Genomic DNA, 18,546 nt, shown 5'->3' with positions numbered 1-18,546 from the left:
CTTTCAATATATTATTTTCTCTCTACTAAAAAGATATATCGTTAATTATAAGTGGGTCTCCTACCACTCCTTTATAACCATCTGCATCATACAAGAAAAACTTCAACTCTTCTATATTATTAATCTCACTATCAAACCGAAAGGTAACACTGTTTTTTCCTTGATCTTTTAAATAAAAATCGGCAAGATCAAAGTTTCTACCATTTTCTTTACTGATACTCTTTAGTAACATTGTATCGGAAACTCTTGGCCGAATATGTACACCAACTTTATATTTGTTTAATACTTCTCTTATTTCATAATAATCTTTAAATAAAATTGTACCAAAATAAGTTTCGTTTATTTTTTTTATTTTCAGTTCATTAATCACTATGTTATCTTTTAAATTGGCTTTATAAGGCAAAGAAAAAGTTTTAATAGAATTGGGGGAATATTTTGAATTAAACTCATTTAATTTTATTTTTTCAATTTCGGACGTTTTATAGTTAGGGTTTTGAAGAATGTAATTTTTAGCTATGTAGTCCGCTATAAAATGACTTGCTTTATAAGCACCATATGAATTAAGATGAAGAGGATCACTAAAATCATAAAACTCCAAATTCATTTCATTGTAGTAGTTATTAAGGTTCAAATAGGGTACATTTAATTGAGAGCACACTCTATTTAAAGCATCAAAAAAAGGATAATCTTCATATCTTGCTCTCAAATATGGAGAGGTTATAACTAATACCTTAATTCCATTTTCATTTGCTATATTAACGAACTCTTTAATGGTTTTTCTGTCTATTTTTGAAATTAGTTTTTTTGATAAGTTTGTGTCTATTTCGATATTTTTAAAAGTTTTGAACTTTTCATTATTCTCACTCAAAACATAATCTCTTCCGAAAAACCCATTGTAATAAGAATAGTGTGGATTGTTCAAAGAGTCTTCCCTATTTAATTGTAAAAAATTGAGTTTATTCCAACTTCTGTGATTCCTAATTAGTGGAGAATACACTCCTAAAAATTCTTTTTTGTCATACGTTTTTATCGTTTTTTTCAATTTCTTAATTGAAAAATTTGAAATGTGATCTAATGCTCTTAATTGAAATCCTTGAACTTTATTCTCCTTTGGGTATTTTAATGAGGGTTCATAAATTTCTACAATTGCTAATTTTGGTTTCGAATGTTTTATTACTTTTTCAAACACCAAATTTGTGATTGGCAACCGTTGTCCGTCGGAACCCAAATTATATGTTACAAGTTTAGTCTCGTTGTTAATTATAAGAGGGTTATAAGCAGTATAGACATGTGAGCTACCTAAAAATAGAATATCTATATCGTCCTTTTTAGATACCTTCCTAAAATCATTAAAAGTATTATTATAAATATGGTGCGTACTAAATACTTTATTCAAATAAATAAATCCCACCACCAAGAAAACAACAAAAACTAGTATTTGAACTATTCTTTTTTTCATATTTAAAACTGAAAGTAAATAAATTCTGAAACACTATCATTACCATACACACCAAATATTATAATGCTAAAAATAATAACAGTATAAGTAGCATATCTCAGAATAAAATTGGATTTGTTCAATAATTTTAAAGCTCCATATTTTCTGTGTAATGCATCAAAAATTAAGAGTAATACAATAACTACAATTGCTAAAATAAATTCGTCTTTTGGTAGTCCCAAATTGGTGCTATCAAATTGTTTTAAGTTAACGTTTAAAAGGTTCTTTATAATATAAACACTATCGGCAAAACTGTTAGCCCTAAAAAATATCCACGCAACACAAACAATAACAAACGTACTTATTGTAAAAAAGAATGCTGGTATAAAATGGTCTCTTTTAATTTTCAACTTATAGTATCCAAAAGCTTTCTCCATTACAATGATAATCCCGTGTATCGCGCCCCAAATAATAAATGTAATGGCAGCTCCATGCCAAAGGCCGCTGATAACAAATACTAAAAATAGGTTTAGATAGGTTCTGTACTCCCCATTTCTACTTCCTCCTAAAGGAATATACACATAGTCCCTAAACCATGTTGATAATGATATGTGCCAGCGTCGCCAAAAATCGGTAATCGATTTTGCAAAATAGGGCGTATCAAAGTTTTTCATTAAATCAAATCCTATTGTCCTAGAAATACCAATGGCAATATCGCTATATCCTGAAAAATCACAATAAATTTGAAATGCGAAAAAGATAGTTGCAATAATTAAATCCTGACCACTGTGCCCTGTAGGATTATTATAAACCTCATTAACTAAAATAGCCAACCTATCAGCAATAACCATTTTTTTAAACAAACCTAAAGCCATCAACAACAATCCACTTTTAACAGCTTTATAATTAAAAGAATATGTTTTATGAAATTGAGGTAATAAATGAGATGCCCTTTCAATTGGTCCTGCCACTAATTGAGGAAAAAATGCTACAAACGTAAAAAAGGAAAGCGCATCATTGGTGGGTTTTATTTTTTCCCTGTAAATATCAATGGTATAACTTAAGGTCTGAAATGTATAAAAGCTAATCCCTACGGGCAATATAATATTCAAGCTAAATGATTCTAAACTTCCGCCAAAAAAGCGAAATGAGTTGACAAACGAATCAATAAAAAAGTTGGTATACTTAAAATAGGCCAACAAGCCAAGGTTTACACCAAGACTGATGAATAAAAAAGTTTTTTTAATCGATTTTTTTGAAGCTTTATAAATAAGCTTACCTATGGTATAATCTACCATAGAACTGAAGATAATTAAAAACAAAAAACGCCAATCCCACCACCCATAGAATAAATAACTAGCGGCAAGAAGAAAGATATTCCGTAACGTTAATTTTTTTGCTACTATCCAATAGAGTAAGAAGAATAGCGGAAAAAATATAGCAAAATCAATGGAGTTAAAAAGCAAGCTTGCGTAATTTAATTATACAATCAATTTTGTTTTTGCCTCACCCCACAAAAATCCAACACCTCTTTTGAAGCATCTATATCAAGCGTTTTAAATGCTGTATGCGCTACTAAAAACACAATAATATCAGCTTGATTTATCGCATCAGAAACAGTCGTTAAATCGCGTGTATCACCTTCTTTTAGGTTAGGCTCTACATCTAAGGTTGAAAAAGCTTCTTTCCTTAGAGTTTCAGCTACGTATAGTGCTGGAGATTCCCGTAAATCGTCAATATCAGGTTTAAAAGCAAGGCCCATACAGGCAATTTTGGCGTCGCGATCATTTTCAATCTTAAAAGCCAATGCTTTATTCTTTATCTTTTCGAGTACCCACTCGGTTTTGTAATTGTTGGTTTCACGCGATTTTTTAATCAGGCCACTTTCTTCTGGAAATTCCGAAACAATAAACCAAGGATCTACCGCAATACAATGTCCCCCCACACCTGTACCAGGCTTTAAAATATTAACTCGCGGGTGTTTATTGGCCAAATTAATCATCTCCCAAACGTTGATACCCGCTTTGTCACAAATTACTGAAAGTTCGTTGGCGAAGGCAATTTGGTTGTCACGAGAAGCATTTTCCACCAGTTTTACCATTTCGGCAGTTTTGGCATTGGTTGCGTGAAGCTCGCCTACTACAAAATGTTTATAAAAAGCAATGGCTTTTTCCGTAGCATCTTTATTAATACCTCCAATGGCACGATCGTTATGTTTTAATTCGTGCAGCACATTACCAGGCAATACACGTTCCGGACAATACGCTATGTGAATGTGTCCTTTTAGGTCGGGACGTTCTTCAAAAATGAGTTTTTGTACCTTCTCAGTGGTTCCAACTGGACTAGTAGACTCCAATATCACCAATGCACCTTTTTTTAAAGTAGGAATTAAGTTTTTAGTTGCAGAGAGCACATAGCTTAAATCAGGTACGTGATTGTCTTTAAAAGGCGTGGGAACAGCTATTAAATACACATCTGCTTCCACTGGTTTTGTGGCTGCTTTTAAATGGTTTTCTTTTACCACGTGATGCACAAGCCCATCCAAATCGGGCTCTACAATATGTATTTTTCCTTGATTTATAGTTTTAACCACATCTTCGCGAATGTCAACGCCAGTTACTTTTAGACCTCTACTCGCTATCAAAGCGGCTGTGGGAAGGCCTATGTATCCCAACCCCATCATCACTACGCTTGGTTTATGTTCCATGTTTTATAGTTCTTTTATATATGAAATTATGCGTTGCGTTGATTTTCCATCCCCGTAAGGATTGTGACGCAAGCTCATTCCATTATAATATTCTTGATCGTTTAGTAATTTATGTGTTTCAGTAGTTATTTTATCTGAATCGGTACCAACAAGAAATACCGTACCTTCTTCTACTGCTTCGGGTCGCTCGGTGGTAGTTCTAGTTACTAATACCGGTTTACCTAAACTAGGGGCTTCTTCTTGTATACCGCCGCTATCGGTAATGATTAAATATGATTTTTCCATTAGCCATATAAAAGCAGGGTAGGCTAACGGTTGTACCAAAATAATGTTGTCCACTCCAGCTAATAACTCATGGACGGGACCTTTTACATTTGGATTTAAATGAACTGGATAAATTATTTGAACGTCTTTATTTGCTAGAGCTATTTCTTTCAGCGCTTTGCATATATTCAACAAGCCCTCTCCATGATTTTCCCGGCGATGCCCCGTTACTAAAATTATCTTTTTTTCAAGATTTAATTTCTCTTTCAGCATTTCAATTTCGTCATCCTTGAAATTTGCTGCATTTACTTTGTCGATTCCGTATAGCAAAGCGTCAATAACTGTGTTTCCCGTGACTAAAATATTTTTTTCTGAAGTATTTTCAGTCAATAAATTTTCTTTGGAAAGATTTGTAGGAGCAAAGTGATAGTTGGCTATTTTTCCCGTTAATTGTCTATTAAACTCTTCTGGGAAAGGATATTGTCTATCAAAGGTTCGTAAACCTGCTTCTACGTGACACACTTTTGCACCGCTGTAAAAACCTGCAATACCGACTGCCATAGACGTGGTGGTATCGCCGTGCACATATACATAATCAGGCTGAAAATCTTCCAAAACAGGTTTCATCCCTTCAATAATGGTAGCGGTCAAGCTGTAGAGATTTTGGTTCGGTTTCATCACATCAAGATCGTAATCGGGGGTAATTTCGAAAAAATCTAACACCTGGTCTAGCATTTCACGGTGCTGAGCCGTTACGCATACTTTAGTTTCAAACTCCGAAGTACTTAAAAACTCCAACACTAAAGGAGCCATTTTTATAGCTTCAGGACGTGTTCCAAATACAATTAGGTTTTTTTTCTTCATAATCAGTTTTTCAAAATAGTTTTGAGGCTTTCTTTCCAATGCTTTTTTTGCACGTTTATATTTTTTACTGTTTTTTCAGTATTCAGCACACTGTACTTGGGCCGTGCTGCAAAAGTAGGATAATGGTCTGTTTTGGCAAGTTTTATCGCATGATTTTGATTGGAATAGTCAATAATGGCTTTGGCAAAATCGTACCAAGTAGCTTCCCCAGTATTGCTATAATGATATAAACCGTATTTTTTGTTTTCTGAAGCAATAACTTGCAATAATACACTTGCCAAATCATTGGCATTGGTAGGAGCTCCTGTTTGCTCGGTCGTGATACTAATTGCTTTCCGCTCCTTGGCGAACTTAAGAATGGAGTTTAAAAAATTATGTCCGTAGGTAGAATATAACCACGAGGTTCTAAATATGAAATACTTGATGCAAGTCTCTTGAATGTATTGTTCTCCTTTCCATTTTGAAGCACCATATACATTAATCGGATTCGTGGCATCGCTTTCTATATACGGGGTTGTTTTCTTTCCGTCAAAAACATAATCTGTCGAAATGTGGATTAATGTGGCTTTGGAGGCTTTACAGGTCAATGCTAAATTTTTTACAGTTTCTGCATTGCTGTTAAACGCTTTTTTTTCTTCGCTTTCAGCTTTTTCAACATTTGTATAGGCTGCGGTATTGATGCAGTAATCAAATTTCTTTTCTGAAAAAAGAGCGGTAACCGCAGCTTGATCTTCAATATCAAGTTGGTTTCGCGAAGCAAAGAAAAAATTTAGTTGTGGATATTTCTCTGAGGCATCTTGTAAACACCTTCCCAATTGTCCGTTTGCACCTGTTACTAATACGCTTATCATAAAATCGCTTCCTTAAATGCGGGAAGTTGTTTATCTTTTTCTGAAATGATTAAATCCTCTTTAGGCAGATGCCAGTCTAGCGCTAAGGTTGCGTCATTATAGATAATTCCTCCTTCTGAAGTTTTATCATAAAAATTATCACATTTATAGGCAAAAACAGAAGTTTCAGAAAGTGTGATAAAACCATGTGCAAAACCTCTAGGAACAAATAATTGTTTTTGTTCTACATCGTCAAGAATTACGCTGATGTGTTTTCCGAAAGTTTCAGAATCTTTTCTGATATCAACAATAATATCCAGAACTTTCCCTTTTACCACACGAACCAATTTGCTTTGTGCCATAGGCCCTCGTTGAAAATGTAAGCCTCTCAAAACACCATACGTAGAAACAGATTGATTGTCCTGAACAAAATCGATATTCAGGCTCGTTGCTTCTTTAAAGGTTTGTTTATTATAAGTTTCAGAAAAAAAACCCCTTTCATCTTCAAAAATATGGGGCTTTAAGATAAAACAGTCTTTTAGTATTGTTTGTTGTAGTTCCAAATTAATCAAGTTGCATTAAGTGATTCCCGTATCCGCTTTTTAGTAATGGTTGGGCAAGTTTTATTAATTGATCTTTATCAATGTAGCCCATCTCGTAAGCAGCTTCTTCAATAGCGCCAATTTTTAACCCTTGCCGTTCTTCGATCACTTCCACAAATTGAGCGGCTTGCATTAAAGAGGCAAATGTACCAGTGTCTAGCCAAGCCGTCCCTTTATCTAATATGCTAACACTTAATTTTCCTTGATTTAGGTAAGCGTTGTTCACATCAGTGATTTCTAGTTCACCTCGATCGCTAGGTTTTATGCTTGCTGCTATCTCAACAACGCTGTTATCATAAAAATAAATACCCGGTACCGCGTAATTAGATTTTGCTTGTTTTGGTTTCTCTTCAATAGAAAGTGCTGTTCCGTTTTTATCGAATTCTACCACGCCATACCGTTCGGGATCGTGCACGTGATAGGCGTAAATAATACCACCATCAGGGTTATTATTGGATTGTAATAGTTCTTTTAATCCGCTTCCGTAGAAAATATTATCGCCTAATATTAAAGCTACTTTTTCTTTACCTATAAACTCTTTTCCTATTATAAATGCTTCGGCAAGGCCATTGGGCTCATCTTGTACTGCATATTGGAAATCACAGCCGTATTTTGAACCATCACCCAATAGCTTTTCAAACAATGGCAAATCTTCAGGTGTCGAAATAATTAATATTTCACGTATTCCTGCGTGCATAAGGGTTGACAAAGGATAGTAAATCATGGGTTTATCATAAACCGGCATCAACTGTTTGCTTACAGCAAGCGTTAATGGGTGTAAGCGTGTTCCTGAACCTCCCGCCAATATGATTCCTTTCATAATCTATCTGTATTTTTTAAATACCATTCAATGGTCTTTTTTATACCGCTTTCAAAATTTTCTTCTGCTTTCCAACCCAATTCATTTTCAATTTTTGAAGCATCTATGGCATATCTAAAATCGTGTCCCGGTCTATCGGTCACAAAAGTGATTTGTTTTTTATAGGAAACATCATTTGGTTTCAAATTATCTAAAATATCACAAATAGTATGTGCGATGTATAGATTTTCTCGTTCATTCCGACCGCCAATGTTATAGGTTTCCCCAAGTTTGCCTTTTTCTAAAGCTAATTCAATGCCTTTGCAATGATCTTCTACATATAACCAATCACGTACGTTTTTACCGTCGCCATAAATTGGGATGGGTTCGCCTGAAATGGCTTTCCTAATGATTGTAGGAATTAATTTCTCTTTATGTTGGTTGGGTCCATAGTTATTAGAGCAATTTGTAGTTACAACTGGCATGCCATAGGTGTGGAAATAACTTCTTACAATAAAATCTGAGGATGCTTTTGATGCACTATACGGACTATTAGGAGCATAAGGTGTTTGCTCGGTAAACAACCCTGTTTTTCCTAAGGTTCCATATACCTCATCGGTGGAAACGTGAAGAAAGCGAGCCTTTTTAAAGGATTCTTTTAACCGGTTTGGTCCTTCCATCCAGGTGGTATAAGCTTGGTGTAATAAGTTAAAGGTTCCATTTATATTAGTTTCAATAAAAGCTGCCGGGCCGGTAATGGAATTATCTACATGCGATTCTGCCGCAAAATGAATCACTTTTTGAAATTGGTGTTTTTCAAAAAGTGTTTTCAAAAACTTTTTATCGCAAATATCCCCTTCGATAAAATGATAGTTTGGAAGCTGCGAAACAGTCTCTAAATTTTTTAAATTACCAGCATAGGTAAGCTTGTCAAGCACAAAAACTTCGTTACTTGTGTTGTTAAGGTAATACTGGGTAAAAATAGACCCAATAAAACCTGCCCCTCCGGTAATCAGTATATTATCGTTATTCAAAATATTTTTTTAGATTAATCTAAATGATTTTTAACAAGGTTTTCTTTATTATATCCGCTATATATTTTGTTTTTCAGCATCTTCTTTTTGGGCTAATTTTTTAGCATAGTTAAAAGCTCTTATTAGCAATGCAAACAATAAGAAAAGGAGTATTAACAGAATAGGATATACAATCATTTTATTACCTAATATTCCAGAGTATTTTTCAATAAGATTTGATTTGTTTACCAACACTGTAATATCGTTAGAGAGCACCAAATTCTCCCTAAGTTCTTCATTGGTAAGTAATAATTGATTTTTCTTTTCAATTACTCCTGTTAAATCTTTATCAAGTATTACTTGATTTGAACTAACACCAGAGACTTGCTGAGCTCCATATGCATTTAATATAGCATTTATTTGAGAGATGGTTTCTTCATTGGTCTCAATTTTATTGATAATAATGGCTACCGCTTCCTTTTTAAGTGATGTAAGAAGCTTATTATCATTAATGTAGCTTATAACATTATCTATAGCTTCGTGTGTAGCTTTTGAAGATAAATCAATTTCCAAATTATGATATAAGTAGTCTTTATTAAAGGACTCGCTTAAATTATTTTCTCCTTCAAATTCATAACTCTCAATTAATAGTCCTAACGTTCTGTTGTCAGTACCATATATCTCAGTTAAGTCATTAAAATTTACAACCGGTTTAATTTCTACTTTTTTAAGTAACGATTTTTCCTTCCATAGGCCTGATTTTTCAAGGAACAATGAATCGTTATTTTTAATCTTATCATTTAACAAATCGATAGCGTCATACACGTAACTCCCTGTATTAAAGTTAATACGAATTAAGGCATTTGCCTCTTTAGAGTTTTCAACATCCTTCTGTAAAAAGTATCCCGCTAAAACCCCTACGATAATAAGCGCTAATAGAATAATCCAGTTTTTGAGTAAAAAAATGATAAAACGATAGGCAGCAATAAAGCATTTTTTAAAAAAATTGCCTACTAAACTAAAGAGATAAAATAAATCTATTTCTTCGGAAGAATTGGTGGTTTGATTGCTCATAATCTATAGCGTATTATTGGTCTAAAATTTGTTTTATAATTTTTTCAGTAATTAAATAGGTCGGTTTTACACCACTAGTGCCTAATCCACCGGAAGCTAATGTGCTTCCTGTTTCTAAAGGGTTGTCCGATGCGTAATACGCATATCGCACTTGTACTTTCGAGCTAATGCTTCCCCTTATTTTAGCTGCCGCCTGGATGGCTTTTTGATAATGTGCTCCTTCCATTTCTAGCCCTATTACATTCCAGGTAGATTCGTGGAAAAAACGCAACACATCTCTGTTTTGAAGCGATGTCCCTAAAACTGTTATCATCGCTCCAGTACATACGTTTACATTTTCCTCTCTAAAATCTGATATATTCAGTTGGTTATCAAATGGATAATTATCTGCTGTCCCTTCAAATACGTGAGCTGAAGGAATCATAATATCACCTTTTCCTCCTTCTAAAATACCTGCTTTCCCCATAATCGAAACCGAAGCTACATTTAAAAAATGTGAATTACCTGTACTGTCTTGGTAAGGTTTCAGCAACTCATCCATTGTTTCATAAGCTTGTTCACCAAAGGCATAGTCCATTACGATAATAACAGGTTTATCCTTTGTTTCAACTTCTTTAGCATTATATAATGAATCCGGAAATTTATCCGAATCAAACACCTGTACATCAATGTTGGCCCCACTATCATCATCAATAAACGTCATTCCGTTTTTTAAGGCCATTTTGGTCACTTTATCACGTAATTTCCCGTTGGCTGGGTTACTTAAAGATTCAAAAAGTTGTAAAGGTTGCTTCTTTTTTGCTTCTGAAGTTAAAGCGGAGTTTGCATACAACGTATTCATAACACTGTGCATATTCGCACTTATAACGTGTAGTGGTCTTTTCAATAGATCTTTACCCTCAAGAGCTTGCTTAATTTTTAAGGCCCATTTTTCTCCATGAATATGATGCCCCAACCGTTCCCGCAATACAGGACTGAAGGTAATAATACGTTTATTGTTATTAACCACCTCATCAAGGGCTAATTTTCCTAAATAATAGATGATGTTTAAAAATCGATGTGGATCTTCTTTTGTCGCAAACTGTGGATATACATCATTTACTTCTTCAAAAGTTCTACCCAAAAAGTTTGCGGTATGTGTTAACGCTATTTCCTTTTCTTCTTTAGTTAATTCATCTTTTTTCTGAATAGCTTGCTCAAGTTTTGTCCAATCACGAATTACTTTCCCTTTTTCATCGATCATGATATGTTTCATAATCTTGTGAGATTCAACATATAGAAAAGTAAGGTGTGTGAGTACATCATAGATTTCTGATCGTCCCCGCGTTACTTCTATATTCATTTGCTCTTCATCAATACGATAACAGTTTCTGCGTCTTTTTGAAGGGATAATGGTTTTAAAATGCGAGTTTTTATAGCCTTCATCACTGGTCAAATTAATGAATCGACATTCTTCAATTCCTGTGGGAAGCCTATCTATTACGTATAACAGACCTTGTAATTCTATTTTATCTTCGGAAATAGAACCGTAAATTTCTGGACGGAGCGTTAACAATGATTCTCGCAAAGTTTCACCAGAAACTCCCATAGGTTTATAGAACCCTCGATTAAATAAGTGGCGCATCGTTATATACAATCGTTCTATAGCGCTAGTGCTTTCTTGGGCGCGAGTTCTATTATGTGGCTTCAATTTTCTCATTGCTGCAAATATACATTAATTTCAATCTTGTAAAGAAATGAGTTGTTCAGCGATTTTTCGGTCGTTAGCAAGCCTCGGCAATTTATTTTGGCCTCCTAATTTTCCTTGCGATTTCATATACTGAGTGAAACTATCTTTTTTAAGTTGACGAATTTGAAGAGGTTGCAATATTTTCCCTTCAATTAAATCAAGATAATACGAATTTTGTTGTTGCATCGCTTTATTTATGGTATTTTCTATTTTCTGAAGTGATTCAGGCTCGCTTTCAAACTCGATAAACCATTCGTGATACGGTAACCCTTCTTCTGGATTGGTTTGCGGAGCGACTGTAAATTCTGAAATGGAAAACCCATGTTGCTTTATCGCTTCTTGCATAGCTTGTTCTACTTCTTTCCCAATCACATGTTCTCCAAATGCCGAAATAAAATGTTTAATCCTTCCTGAAACAATTACCCGATACGGTTTTGTGGAAGTAAACTGAATAGTATCACCCACGTTATAGGCCCATAACCCTGCGTTGGTTGAAACAACCATTACATAATTAACACCTATTTTCACATCACCAATAGTAAGCCGATCGGGGTTTTCATCGAAAAAGTGTTCGGCTTCAATAAATTCATAAAAAATACCTGAATCGAGTAGTAACAACATCCCATTGGCATCTTGCTTATCTTGAAAGGCAAAAAACCCTTCCGAAGCAGGAAAAAGTTCAATACTATCTACTTTTCGCCCTATCAATGATTCAAATTTGGCTCGGTACGGCTCGTAATTTACACCGCCGTAAATAAACAATTGAAAGTTTTTAAAAAGATCGCCCACGTCTTTTCCGGTATTTGCTCGTAATCGCTCAAAATACATCTGTACCCAAGACGGAATACCACTTATCACAGTCATATTCTCTGCTTTGGTTTCTTCTACAATGGCATCGACTTTAGTTTCCCAATCGTCTATACAATTGGTCTCCCAGCTTGGCATGCGGTTTTTTTGAAGGTATGCAGGAACATAATGCGCCACAATACCAGAAAGCCTTCCTAGTTTAATCCCATTTTTTTCTGTCATTTCGGGGCTTCCTTGTAAAAAAATCATTTTTCCATCTACAAAATCGGCGTTTCCGGTTTCGTGTATGTAGCTAAGGATAGCGTTCCGGGCGGCTTCCACGTGATGTGGCATTGATTCTTTGGTTATAGGGATGTATTTCGCTCCGCTAGTAGTTCCGGAGGTTTTAGCGAAATAGAGTGGTTTGCCGGGCCATAAAATATTTTCTTCACCTAACACAACCCGATCTACATACGGTTTTAGTTCTTCGTAATCCCGAATGGGAACTTTTTGTGCATAATCGGCAGGGGATTGAATAGCATCAAAATTATGATCTTTTCCAAAGGCGGTGTTTTTTGCTTCAGAAATAAGGGTTTTAAATACTTTTTGCTGGGTCTTTACCGGATTTTGTGACCATTTTCTAATTTTGGAAACAACAATTTTTGCGAAAATTTTAGCTGCTAAGGATTTTATAAACATAATTTGCTATTCAAAATCTATAAAATTTGTTGGGTTGATAGGGTAACCGTCACGCCATAGCTCGAAATGGAGGTGCGGACCTGTAGTGAGTTCTCCTGTGCTGCCTACTGTAGATATTACCTCCCCCGCTTTTACAAATTCTCCTTGTTCTTTGGTCAAAGAGGCATTGTGTTTGTAAACGGAGAGCAAATCGTTGCGGTGTTTAATGAGCATAACATAGCCCGTTTCGGCAGTCCATTCGGCAAAAATTACCGTTCCATCTGCAATGGCCTTTACTGGAGCGTTTTTAACCGTAACAATATCAACGGCATAATGTTTTTCAGCTGGATTGTAAACTTGAGAAATTCTCCCTTTCACAGGGGCAAACAGTACGTAGTTTATCCCCGAATCACTCAACAATGGATTGTATTTATCTTCTTGCGACACTTTTTCTCGTAATAATGAATCTTCTTTTGAGGCAGATAAATCTACTTCCGAAGCATCCACACTAGCGGCATTGAGAATAGAATCTTTATTAAAATGAACCGTTTTAACGTCACCTGTGAGGACTTTTCGTATCGAAGCAAGGTATTGGTTATTTATGTCTAGTTCGCGCTGTATAGAGTCTGTTTTGTAGGTTAAACGAGTGGCACGTTGCTTCAATTTGGTTGAAGAATAGCCTGGAATGTATTCCCGAAGGGGTGTAAAAGCAATTAATACGGTGGTTCCGGCAATTAAAAGTAAAGCAGAAATAACACTAAATACAAATACATTTAACCGGTTTAACTTAAAGGAGAAGCGTTCTTCAAATGTGTCCTCATTAAGCACAACCAACCGGTATTTGTGCAACAGCTTCTTTTTTATCTTTTTTGTTCTTTTTTCTTTTTTAGCCATGGTATCAACTTGCTAGTACAAATATAAAACAATCTTGCGCCCTCCTGCACTAAACTTATACTGAAAACGTTTTATGTAAGGAATTCTTGTTACCTTTGCCTTATAAAATTTTATATGATGATTGCACTCTTTTTACCCCTTGCTATAGGCCCTTGGCAAATTGTTTTAATAGTATTGGTCGTTTTGCTATTGTTTGGCGGACGTAAAATACCAGAATTAATGCGAGGTCTGGGTAGCGGAATTAAAGAATTTAAGGACGCTTCTAAAGACGAAAATGAAGAAACTAAACACGTAGAGGACAAAAATTAATCCTTCTCTAGTATTAAAAAATTAAAAACCCGCTGCTTTTTATGAAAGTAGCGGGTTTTTAGTTAATGTCTCTTTTAACTTAGTTAGTAAGCTTCGCAGATCGTAAAATAGACTCCAACTCAAACTGTAAATCCCTTTTTTCTACGGACGGTGCGTATGTAAATCCTTCCAGTATTAAATACCGGTCGCGTTCTTCATCTTTTATAGCAAAATTTACAAAAGGACCTCCCATAAAGGCACCTTTCACTTCCCAAGTACCTTTCGTCTCGTAAGCAAAATGGCCATCTATTTCAGATTTAAAAAGATAGGGAGCGTAGGCATCTTCAGTTATAAAACGGCCTTCATCTTCGACAGGTAAATAGCCACCGCCAATCGAGTCGCGCATTTTAATAATCTGGCTTACTGCCATACTATCATTAGTTATAGTATTCAATGGCACTGTGTAGATTAAAATATTTGTTGTTCCAGATTTTAAGTTTTTCCGCAACCAATAAAAATCATCGCTTGAATTGGCAAGGCGATAGGCAGAAGGAACTTTTAAACTAACTCCGAATCGCTCTTTAAGTGAATCAGTGTCCATCATTGATACCTTGGTACGGCGTTGGCGTTCTTTTATTTCTGAAGCGTGAAAGGCTTCAATTATTTGTTCGTGTTTTTGCTCAATTAATTTGATTAATTCTTCTTCTGAAGTAGCAGTGATAATAGCACCTACTTGTGGTCTAGCATATTCATTTTTGGCAATTTTCACTTTGCTTTCCTTTCCTAAACTCACGTGAAGAAAAATACGATTGGTTCGAGCAAAATCGGTAAAAGTTGAAACCGGCATTTGGTTCATCGTAAACAAAGGCTCGTCTTGAGGTAAACCGTCGGTTGGAGCTGCAAAATACGTTCTTATTTCTTCCCCAACAGGACCATTCCATAAATCGTTGTCGATAACAACTTGTAAGTTATTAATGTTTCCAACGGAATTAGGGCGATACGAAGTGTCCTTTTTCCCTGAGTCGTTGCAAGAGAATAGTATAAAAACCGCTAGAAAAGCGATGTACATTGTTTTCATAATAGTGTTTTTGTTGGTTCTTTAGCCTTTTTGAATTTTTAATTTCATTCCTGGCTTTAAGTTAGTACCACTAATATCGTTCCAATTTTTAATTTTTTCAACGGTAACTCCAGGAAATTTTTGAGATATGCTCCATAATGAGTCTCCATTTCTAACCGTATATAGCTTCACATTATTAGTTGAAGCAGTTGTTTTTGAAGATCCGCCTACTGGTTTTCGGGGGTGAATTGTTAAACGTTGCCCCACTCGCAACCTGTTGCTTCTAAGGCCGTTCCATCGTTTTATTTGACTCACGCCCACACCGTATCGTTCAGCAATTTTACCTAGATAATCACCGCTTCGTACTCGATATCGAATACGTTCTGGGTGGTCCTTTACATCGTCTAAAGGCTTTTCACGTTCGTTTAATTTTTTTTCAGCGTACGCATAAATCGCCTCTTCATGAGTTACAAATTTTCCTATTTGATCAATAGGAAGGCGTAGCACATAGTTTTCATCTTTAATAACAGGGATAATTCCTAATTTATACGATGGATTTAAATACTCAATTTCTTCCTTTGGAATAGATGTAATTTCAGCAATTTGATCAAAAGTTATCATCTTCTTTACCTTAACAGTATCAGTAGCAATAAAGGGAACCTGTGGACCAGAACTTTTTAAACCAAGTTCATCAGCATATTCAAAAATATACATGGTTGCTAAGAAAGCTGGTACATACCCCGCCGTTTCACGTGGAAGATAACTGCGAATATTCCAGTAGTTTCTCTTGCCTCCAGAACGACGAATCGCTTTTGCTACATTTCCGGGACCTGAATTATAAGCCGCTAATGCAAGATCCCAATCTTCTAAACTATTATATAAACTGAAAAGATATTTGCTAGCTGCTTCAGTAGCCATAGTAGGGTCTGAACGCTCATCCACATAAGAGTTTACGTCTAAACCGAACATTTTACCCGTGCTAAACATAAATTGCCAAAGACCTGTTGCTCCTACCCGAGAAACCGCTCGAGGATCTAAAGCAGATTCTACTATAGCGAGGTATTTCATTTCTAAAGGCAAACCATACCGGTCCAACTGTTCCTCAAACATAGGAAAGTAATAATCACTTAACGACATCAGTCTGGATAGGCTGTTTCGGCGATTTTTTAAGTAGCCGTTTATCACCCTTTCTAAGGATGTATTATATTCTACATTAAAAGGAGTACGGGCATTTAATTCGGCCAAACGTTGTTTTAAAACTTCGGTAGGAACCTCCTTATAAGGAAGCGGATCGTAGGTTTGGTTTTGGACCGTACCATACATTTCTTCAAAACGACCAGTGGAAAATAACTCTTGCAACCAAAGACTATCCACTTTTCTGGCATTTGCCATATCTTCTAATGAAAAAACCATCGTATCTTTCACTTGAGTGGCAACGACAGTTTTAGGTAAATCTCCAGTTATTTTTTGTACGGTTATAGAATCTATTACTTGTAGATTTTTTTTCTTGAGAGAATCGATTGGTTTATCTTGAGCATACGAAGTACATAATCCGAATACTAATATGCTTGAAACAAAAAGGAGTTTTTTCATAGTCTTAATAGCCTGGGGTTAAGCTTAAAATATTATTAAAAATACACAAAAGGAAAAAATGGACAACTAATTTTAATATTTATTCCTTTGTTTTAACGATTTTGATAGAGTTTTATTCTCTAATGGCTTTAATTCCGGGAAGGGTTTTTCCTTCTAGCATTTCAAGCATAGCACCACCTCCGGTAGATACATAGCTTACCTTATCAGAGAAGTTAAACTTTTTTACTGCAGCTACCGAATCACCTCCACCTACAAGTGAAAATGCACCATTTTTGGTAGCTTCGGCAATAGCGTTACCTAGATTAATGGTTCCTTTAGCAAAAGGTTCCATTTCAAAAACACCGGCGGGACCGTTCCAAAGTATGGTTTTAGACTCTGAAATAACGGAAGCAAATAATTCATTCGATTTAGGACCAGCATCTAAGCCCATCCATCCTTCAGGAATCGTATCGATGTCACTAACATCGGTCGTTGCCATTTCAGAAAAACTATCGGCAATAATAGCATCGGACGGTAAATGTATAGCTACACCTTTATCTTTTGCTTTTTTCAGGATTTCAAGTGCCAATTCTTGTTTGTCTTCTTCCACTAAGGAAGCACCCACCTTTCCGCCTTGGGCTTTTACAAAAGTAAATGCCATGCCACCACCTATAATTAGATGATCAATTTTATCTAAAATGTTTTCAATTACAGTAATCTTTGAAGAAACTTTAGCCCCACCGATTATGGCAGTCACAGGAGGTTTTCCGTCAGTCAATACTTTATTTACATTTTCGATTTCTGAAGCTAACAGTAATCCAAAACATTTATTTTCCGGAAAAAACTCAGCTATCACAGCAGTTGAAGCATGAGCTCGGTGCGCAGTTCCAAAGGCATCATTTACGTAATAGTCGCCTAATTTGGCTAATTTTTCAGCAAAAGTACGATCCCCTTGTTTTTCTTCATCGTGATACCGAAGGTTTTCAAGCAATAAAATTTCACCAGATTTTAAATTCTCAACAGCTTGTTCTACTGTTTCTCCAATACAGTCATTTACAAACTTTACGGTTACTCCTAGAGTATTAGTCGCGGCATCTACCACGTGCTGTAAAGAAAATTCTGCTTCTTTGTTTTTCGGGCGACCTAAATGCGACATTAAAATACAACTTCCTTCATCTTCCAAAACGTTAATTATAGTTGGTTTTGCAGCTTCAATCCGGGTAATATCTGTTACTTCGTGGTCATCATTTAACGGTACATTAAAATCTACACGAATTAATACCCTTTTTCCTTTAAAGTTTACATCTTTTACTGTTTTCATACTTGAAATTTTACAGTTGCAAATATAGTTTTTTAAACGGCAATGCTGAAACGATTAACAGGGCATACTTCTGTGGTTATTTTGTTTAAAATTTCCGAAGAAAAAATATGTAGCTTTGCGTATGGATTTTTCAGAACTTATTGGTCAAAAACACCTGCAATCCCACTTGCTTACCACGATTGAAAATGGGCGTATTCCACACGCTCAGCTCTTTATAGGCAAGGCTGGAACGGGTGTCTTACCTGCAGCAATAGCGTATGCTGGCGCAATTTTATGCACCAATTATGAACAAGATTCAGCTGCTTATAACAAATGTTCCCAACAGATAGCAAAGCTAGCACATCCAGACCTGCATTTTGTGTATCCGGTTAACACCAATGACAAGGTAAAAAAACATCCAGTTTCCGATAATTTTAGTGAAGAATGGCGGGAGTTTATGAAAGAAAATCCTTACGGATCACTGTTTCAATGGCTTCAAAAATTAGGAATTGAAAAGAAACAAGGGACTATTAAGGTTGATGAAGCAGCCGATATAATGAAAAAGCTGTCATTGAAAGCCTATGAAGGCGGCCATAAAGTGATGATTATTTGGATGGCCGAAAAAATGAATACCCAATGTGCCAATAAAAT

General features: G+C 35.5%; 16 protein-coding genes and 1 pseudogene. 2 read left to right on the top strand and 15 right to left on the bottom strand.

The annotated features are described in order from the left end of the window. Positions 1-25: 25 nt before the first annotated feature. Genes AACZ92_RS02120 through AACZ92_RS02065 form a run of 12 tightly spaced genes read right to left on the bottom strand, consistent with a single transcriptional unit; the run spans position 26 to position 13,678 of the window. A complete protein-coding gene (locus tag AACZ92_RS02120; protein WP_339696529.1) occupies positions 26-1,459 on the bottom strand; it encodes a hypothetical protein in 1,434 nt (477 codons plus the stop codon). A 2-nt stretch (positions 1,460-1,461) separates the two neighbouring features. Continuing rightward, positions 1,462-2,904, bottom strand: coding sequence for an MBOAT family O-acyltransferase (locus tag AACZ92_RS02115; protein WP_339696526.1), 1,443 nt, complete (start codon positions 2,902-2,904; stop codon positions 1,462-1,464). Positions 2,905-2,927: 23 nt separating this feature from the next. Then, on the bottom strand, positions 2,928-4,145 hold the full coding sequence (gene wecC / locus AACZ92_RS02110) for a UDP-N-acetyl-D-mannosamine dehydrogenase (RefSeq protein WP_339696523.1): 1,218 nt from the start codon (positions 4,143-4,145) through the stop codon (positions 2,928-2,930). A gap of 3 nt (positions 4,146-4,148) precedes the next feature. Then, positions 4,149-5,273 (bottom strand): UDP-N-acetylglucosamine 2-epimerase (non-hydrolyzing), encoded by a 1,125-nt coding sequence (gene wecB / locus AACZ92_RS02105; RefSeq protein WP_339696520.1) that lies wholly within the window; start codon positions 5,271-5,273, stop codon positions 4,149-4,151. 2 nt (positions 5,274-5,275) lie between these two features. Continuing rightward, positions 5,276-6,124, bottom strand: a complete 849-nt coding sequence (gene rfbD / locus AACZ92_RS02100) for a dTDP-4-dehydrorhamnose reductase (RefSeq protein ID WP_339696517.1) — start codon at positions 6,122-6,124, stop codon at positions 5,276-5,278. Next, positions 6,121-6,666 (bottom strand): dTDP-4-dehydrorhamnose 3,5-epimerase, encoded by a 546-nt coding sequence (gene rfbC / locus AACZ92_RS02095; RefSeq protein WP_339696514.1) that lies wholly within the window; start codon positions 6,664-6,666, stop codon positions 6,121-6,123. The genes rfbD and rfbC overlap by 4 nt, the downstream gene beginning before the upstream one ends. Before the next feature lies 1 nt (position 6,667). Further along, positions 6,668-7,525, bottom strand: coding sequence for a glucose-1-phosphate thymidylyltransferase RfbA (gene rfbA, locus AACZ92_RS02090; protein ID WP_339696511.1), 858 nt, complete (start codon positions 7,523-7,525; stop codon positions 6,668-6,670). After that, positions 7,522-8,538, bottom strand: coding sequence for a dTDP-glucose 4,6-dehydratase (rfbB, locus tag AACZ92_RS02085; RefSeq protein ID WP_339696508.1), 1,017 nt, complete (start codon positions 8,536-8,538; stop codon positions 7,522-7,524). Before rfbB ends, rfbA begins: the two co-directional genes overlap by 4 nt. A 57-nt stretch (positions 8,539-8,595) precedes the next feature. Next, positions 8,596-9,591, bottom strand: a complete 996-nt coding sequence (locus tag AACZ92_RS02080; protein ID WP_339696505.1) for a hypothetical protein — start codon at positions 9,589-9,591, stop codon at positions 8,596-8,598. Positions 9,592-9,604: 13 nt separating this feature from the next. After that, positions 9,605-11,290 carry a hypothetical protein gene (locus tag AACZ92_RS02075; RefSeq protein ID WP_339696502.1) on the bottom strand — a complete coding sequence of 562 codons (1,686 nt, stop codon included), beginning with the start codon at positions 11,288-11,290 and terminating at the stop codon, positions 9,605-9,607. 21 nt (positions 11,291-11,311) lie between these two features. After that, entirely contained in the window at positions 11,312-12,805 is a 1,494-nt protein-coding gene (locus AACZ92_RS02070; protein ID WP_339696499.1) for a GH3 auxin-responsive promoter family protein, read from the bottom strand. A gap of 6 nt (positions 12,806-12,811) precedes the next feature. After that, the gene (locus AACZ92_RS02065) at positions 12,812-13,678 is read right to left on the bottom strand and encodes a M23 family metallopeptidase (protein ID WP_339696497.1); all 867 of its coding nucleotides are present in this window, start codon (positions 13,676-13,678) and stop codon (positions 12,812-12,814) included. A gap of 117 nt (positions 13,679-13,795) precedes the next feature. Here AACZ92_RS02065 and tatA point away from each other — a divergent pair, with 117 nt between their 5' ends. Beyond that, positions 13,796-13,987, top strand: a complete 192-nt coding sequence (gene tatA / locus AACZ92_RS02060; protein WP_339696494.1) for a twin-arginine translocase TatA/TatE family subunit — start codon at positions 13,796-13,798, stop codon at positions 13,985-13,987. Between the two features lie 79 nt (positions 13,988-14,066). Here tatA and AACZ92_RS02055 read toward each other — a convergent pair whose 3' ends face one another. The 3 genes from AACZ92_RS02055 to AACZ92_RS02045 all read right to left on the bottom strand — a co-directional run bounded on the left by AACZ92_RS02055 (position 14,067) and on the right by AACZ92_RS02045 (position 17,916). Next, on the bottom strand, positions 14,067-15,044 hold the full coding sequence (locus AACZ92_RS02055; protein ID WP_339696491.1) for a DUF4837 family protein: 978 nt from the start codon (positions 15,042-15,044) through the stop codon (positions 14,067-14,069). A 21-nt stretch (positions 15,045-15,065) separates the two neighbouring features. Further along, on the bottom strand, positions 15,066-16,616 hold the full coding sequence (locus tag AACZ92_RS02050; protein WP_339696488.1) for a LysM peptidoglycan-binding domain-containing protein: 1,551 nt from the start codon (positions 16,614-16,616) through the stop codon (positions 15,066-15,068). 112 nt (positions 16,617-16,728) lie between these two features. Further along, positions 16,729-17,916, bottom strand: a complete 1,188-nt coding sequence (locus AACZ92_RS02045) for a phosphoglycerate kinase (RefSeq protein ID WP_339696485.1) — start codon at positions 17,914-17,916, stop codon at positions 16,729-16,731. A gap of 121 nt (positions 17,917-18,037) precedes the next feature. On the opposite strand from AACZ92_RS02045, the pseudogene AACZ92_RS02040 reads away from it, so the two are divergent. Next, positions 18,038-18,546: pseudogene (locus AACZ92_RS02040) on the top strand (DNA polymerase III subunit delta'); the annotation flags it as partial.

It is taken from the genome of uncultured Marixanthomonas sp., assembly GCF_963974425.1.
GTDB lineage: Bacteria > Bacteroidota > Bacteroidia > Flavobacteriales > Flavobacteriaceae > Marixanthomonas.
The sequence above is the reverse complement of the archived record's forward strand: the minus strand, read 5'-3'. Positions and strand labels throughout refer to the sequence as shown.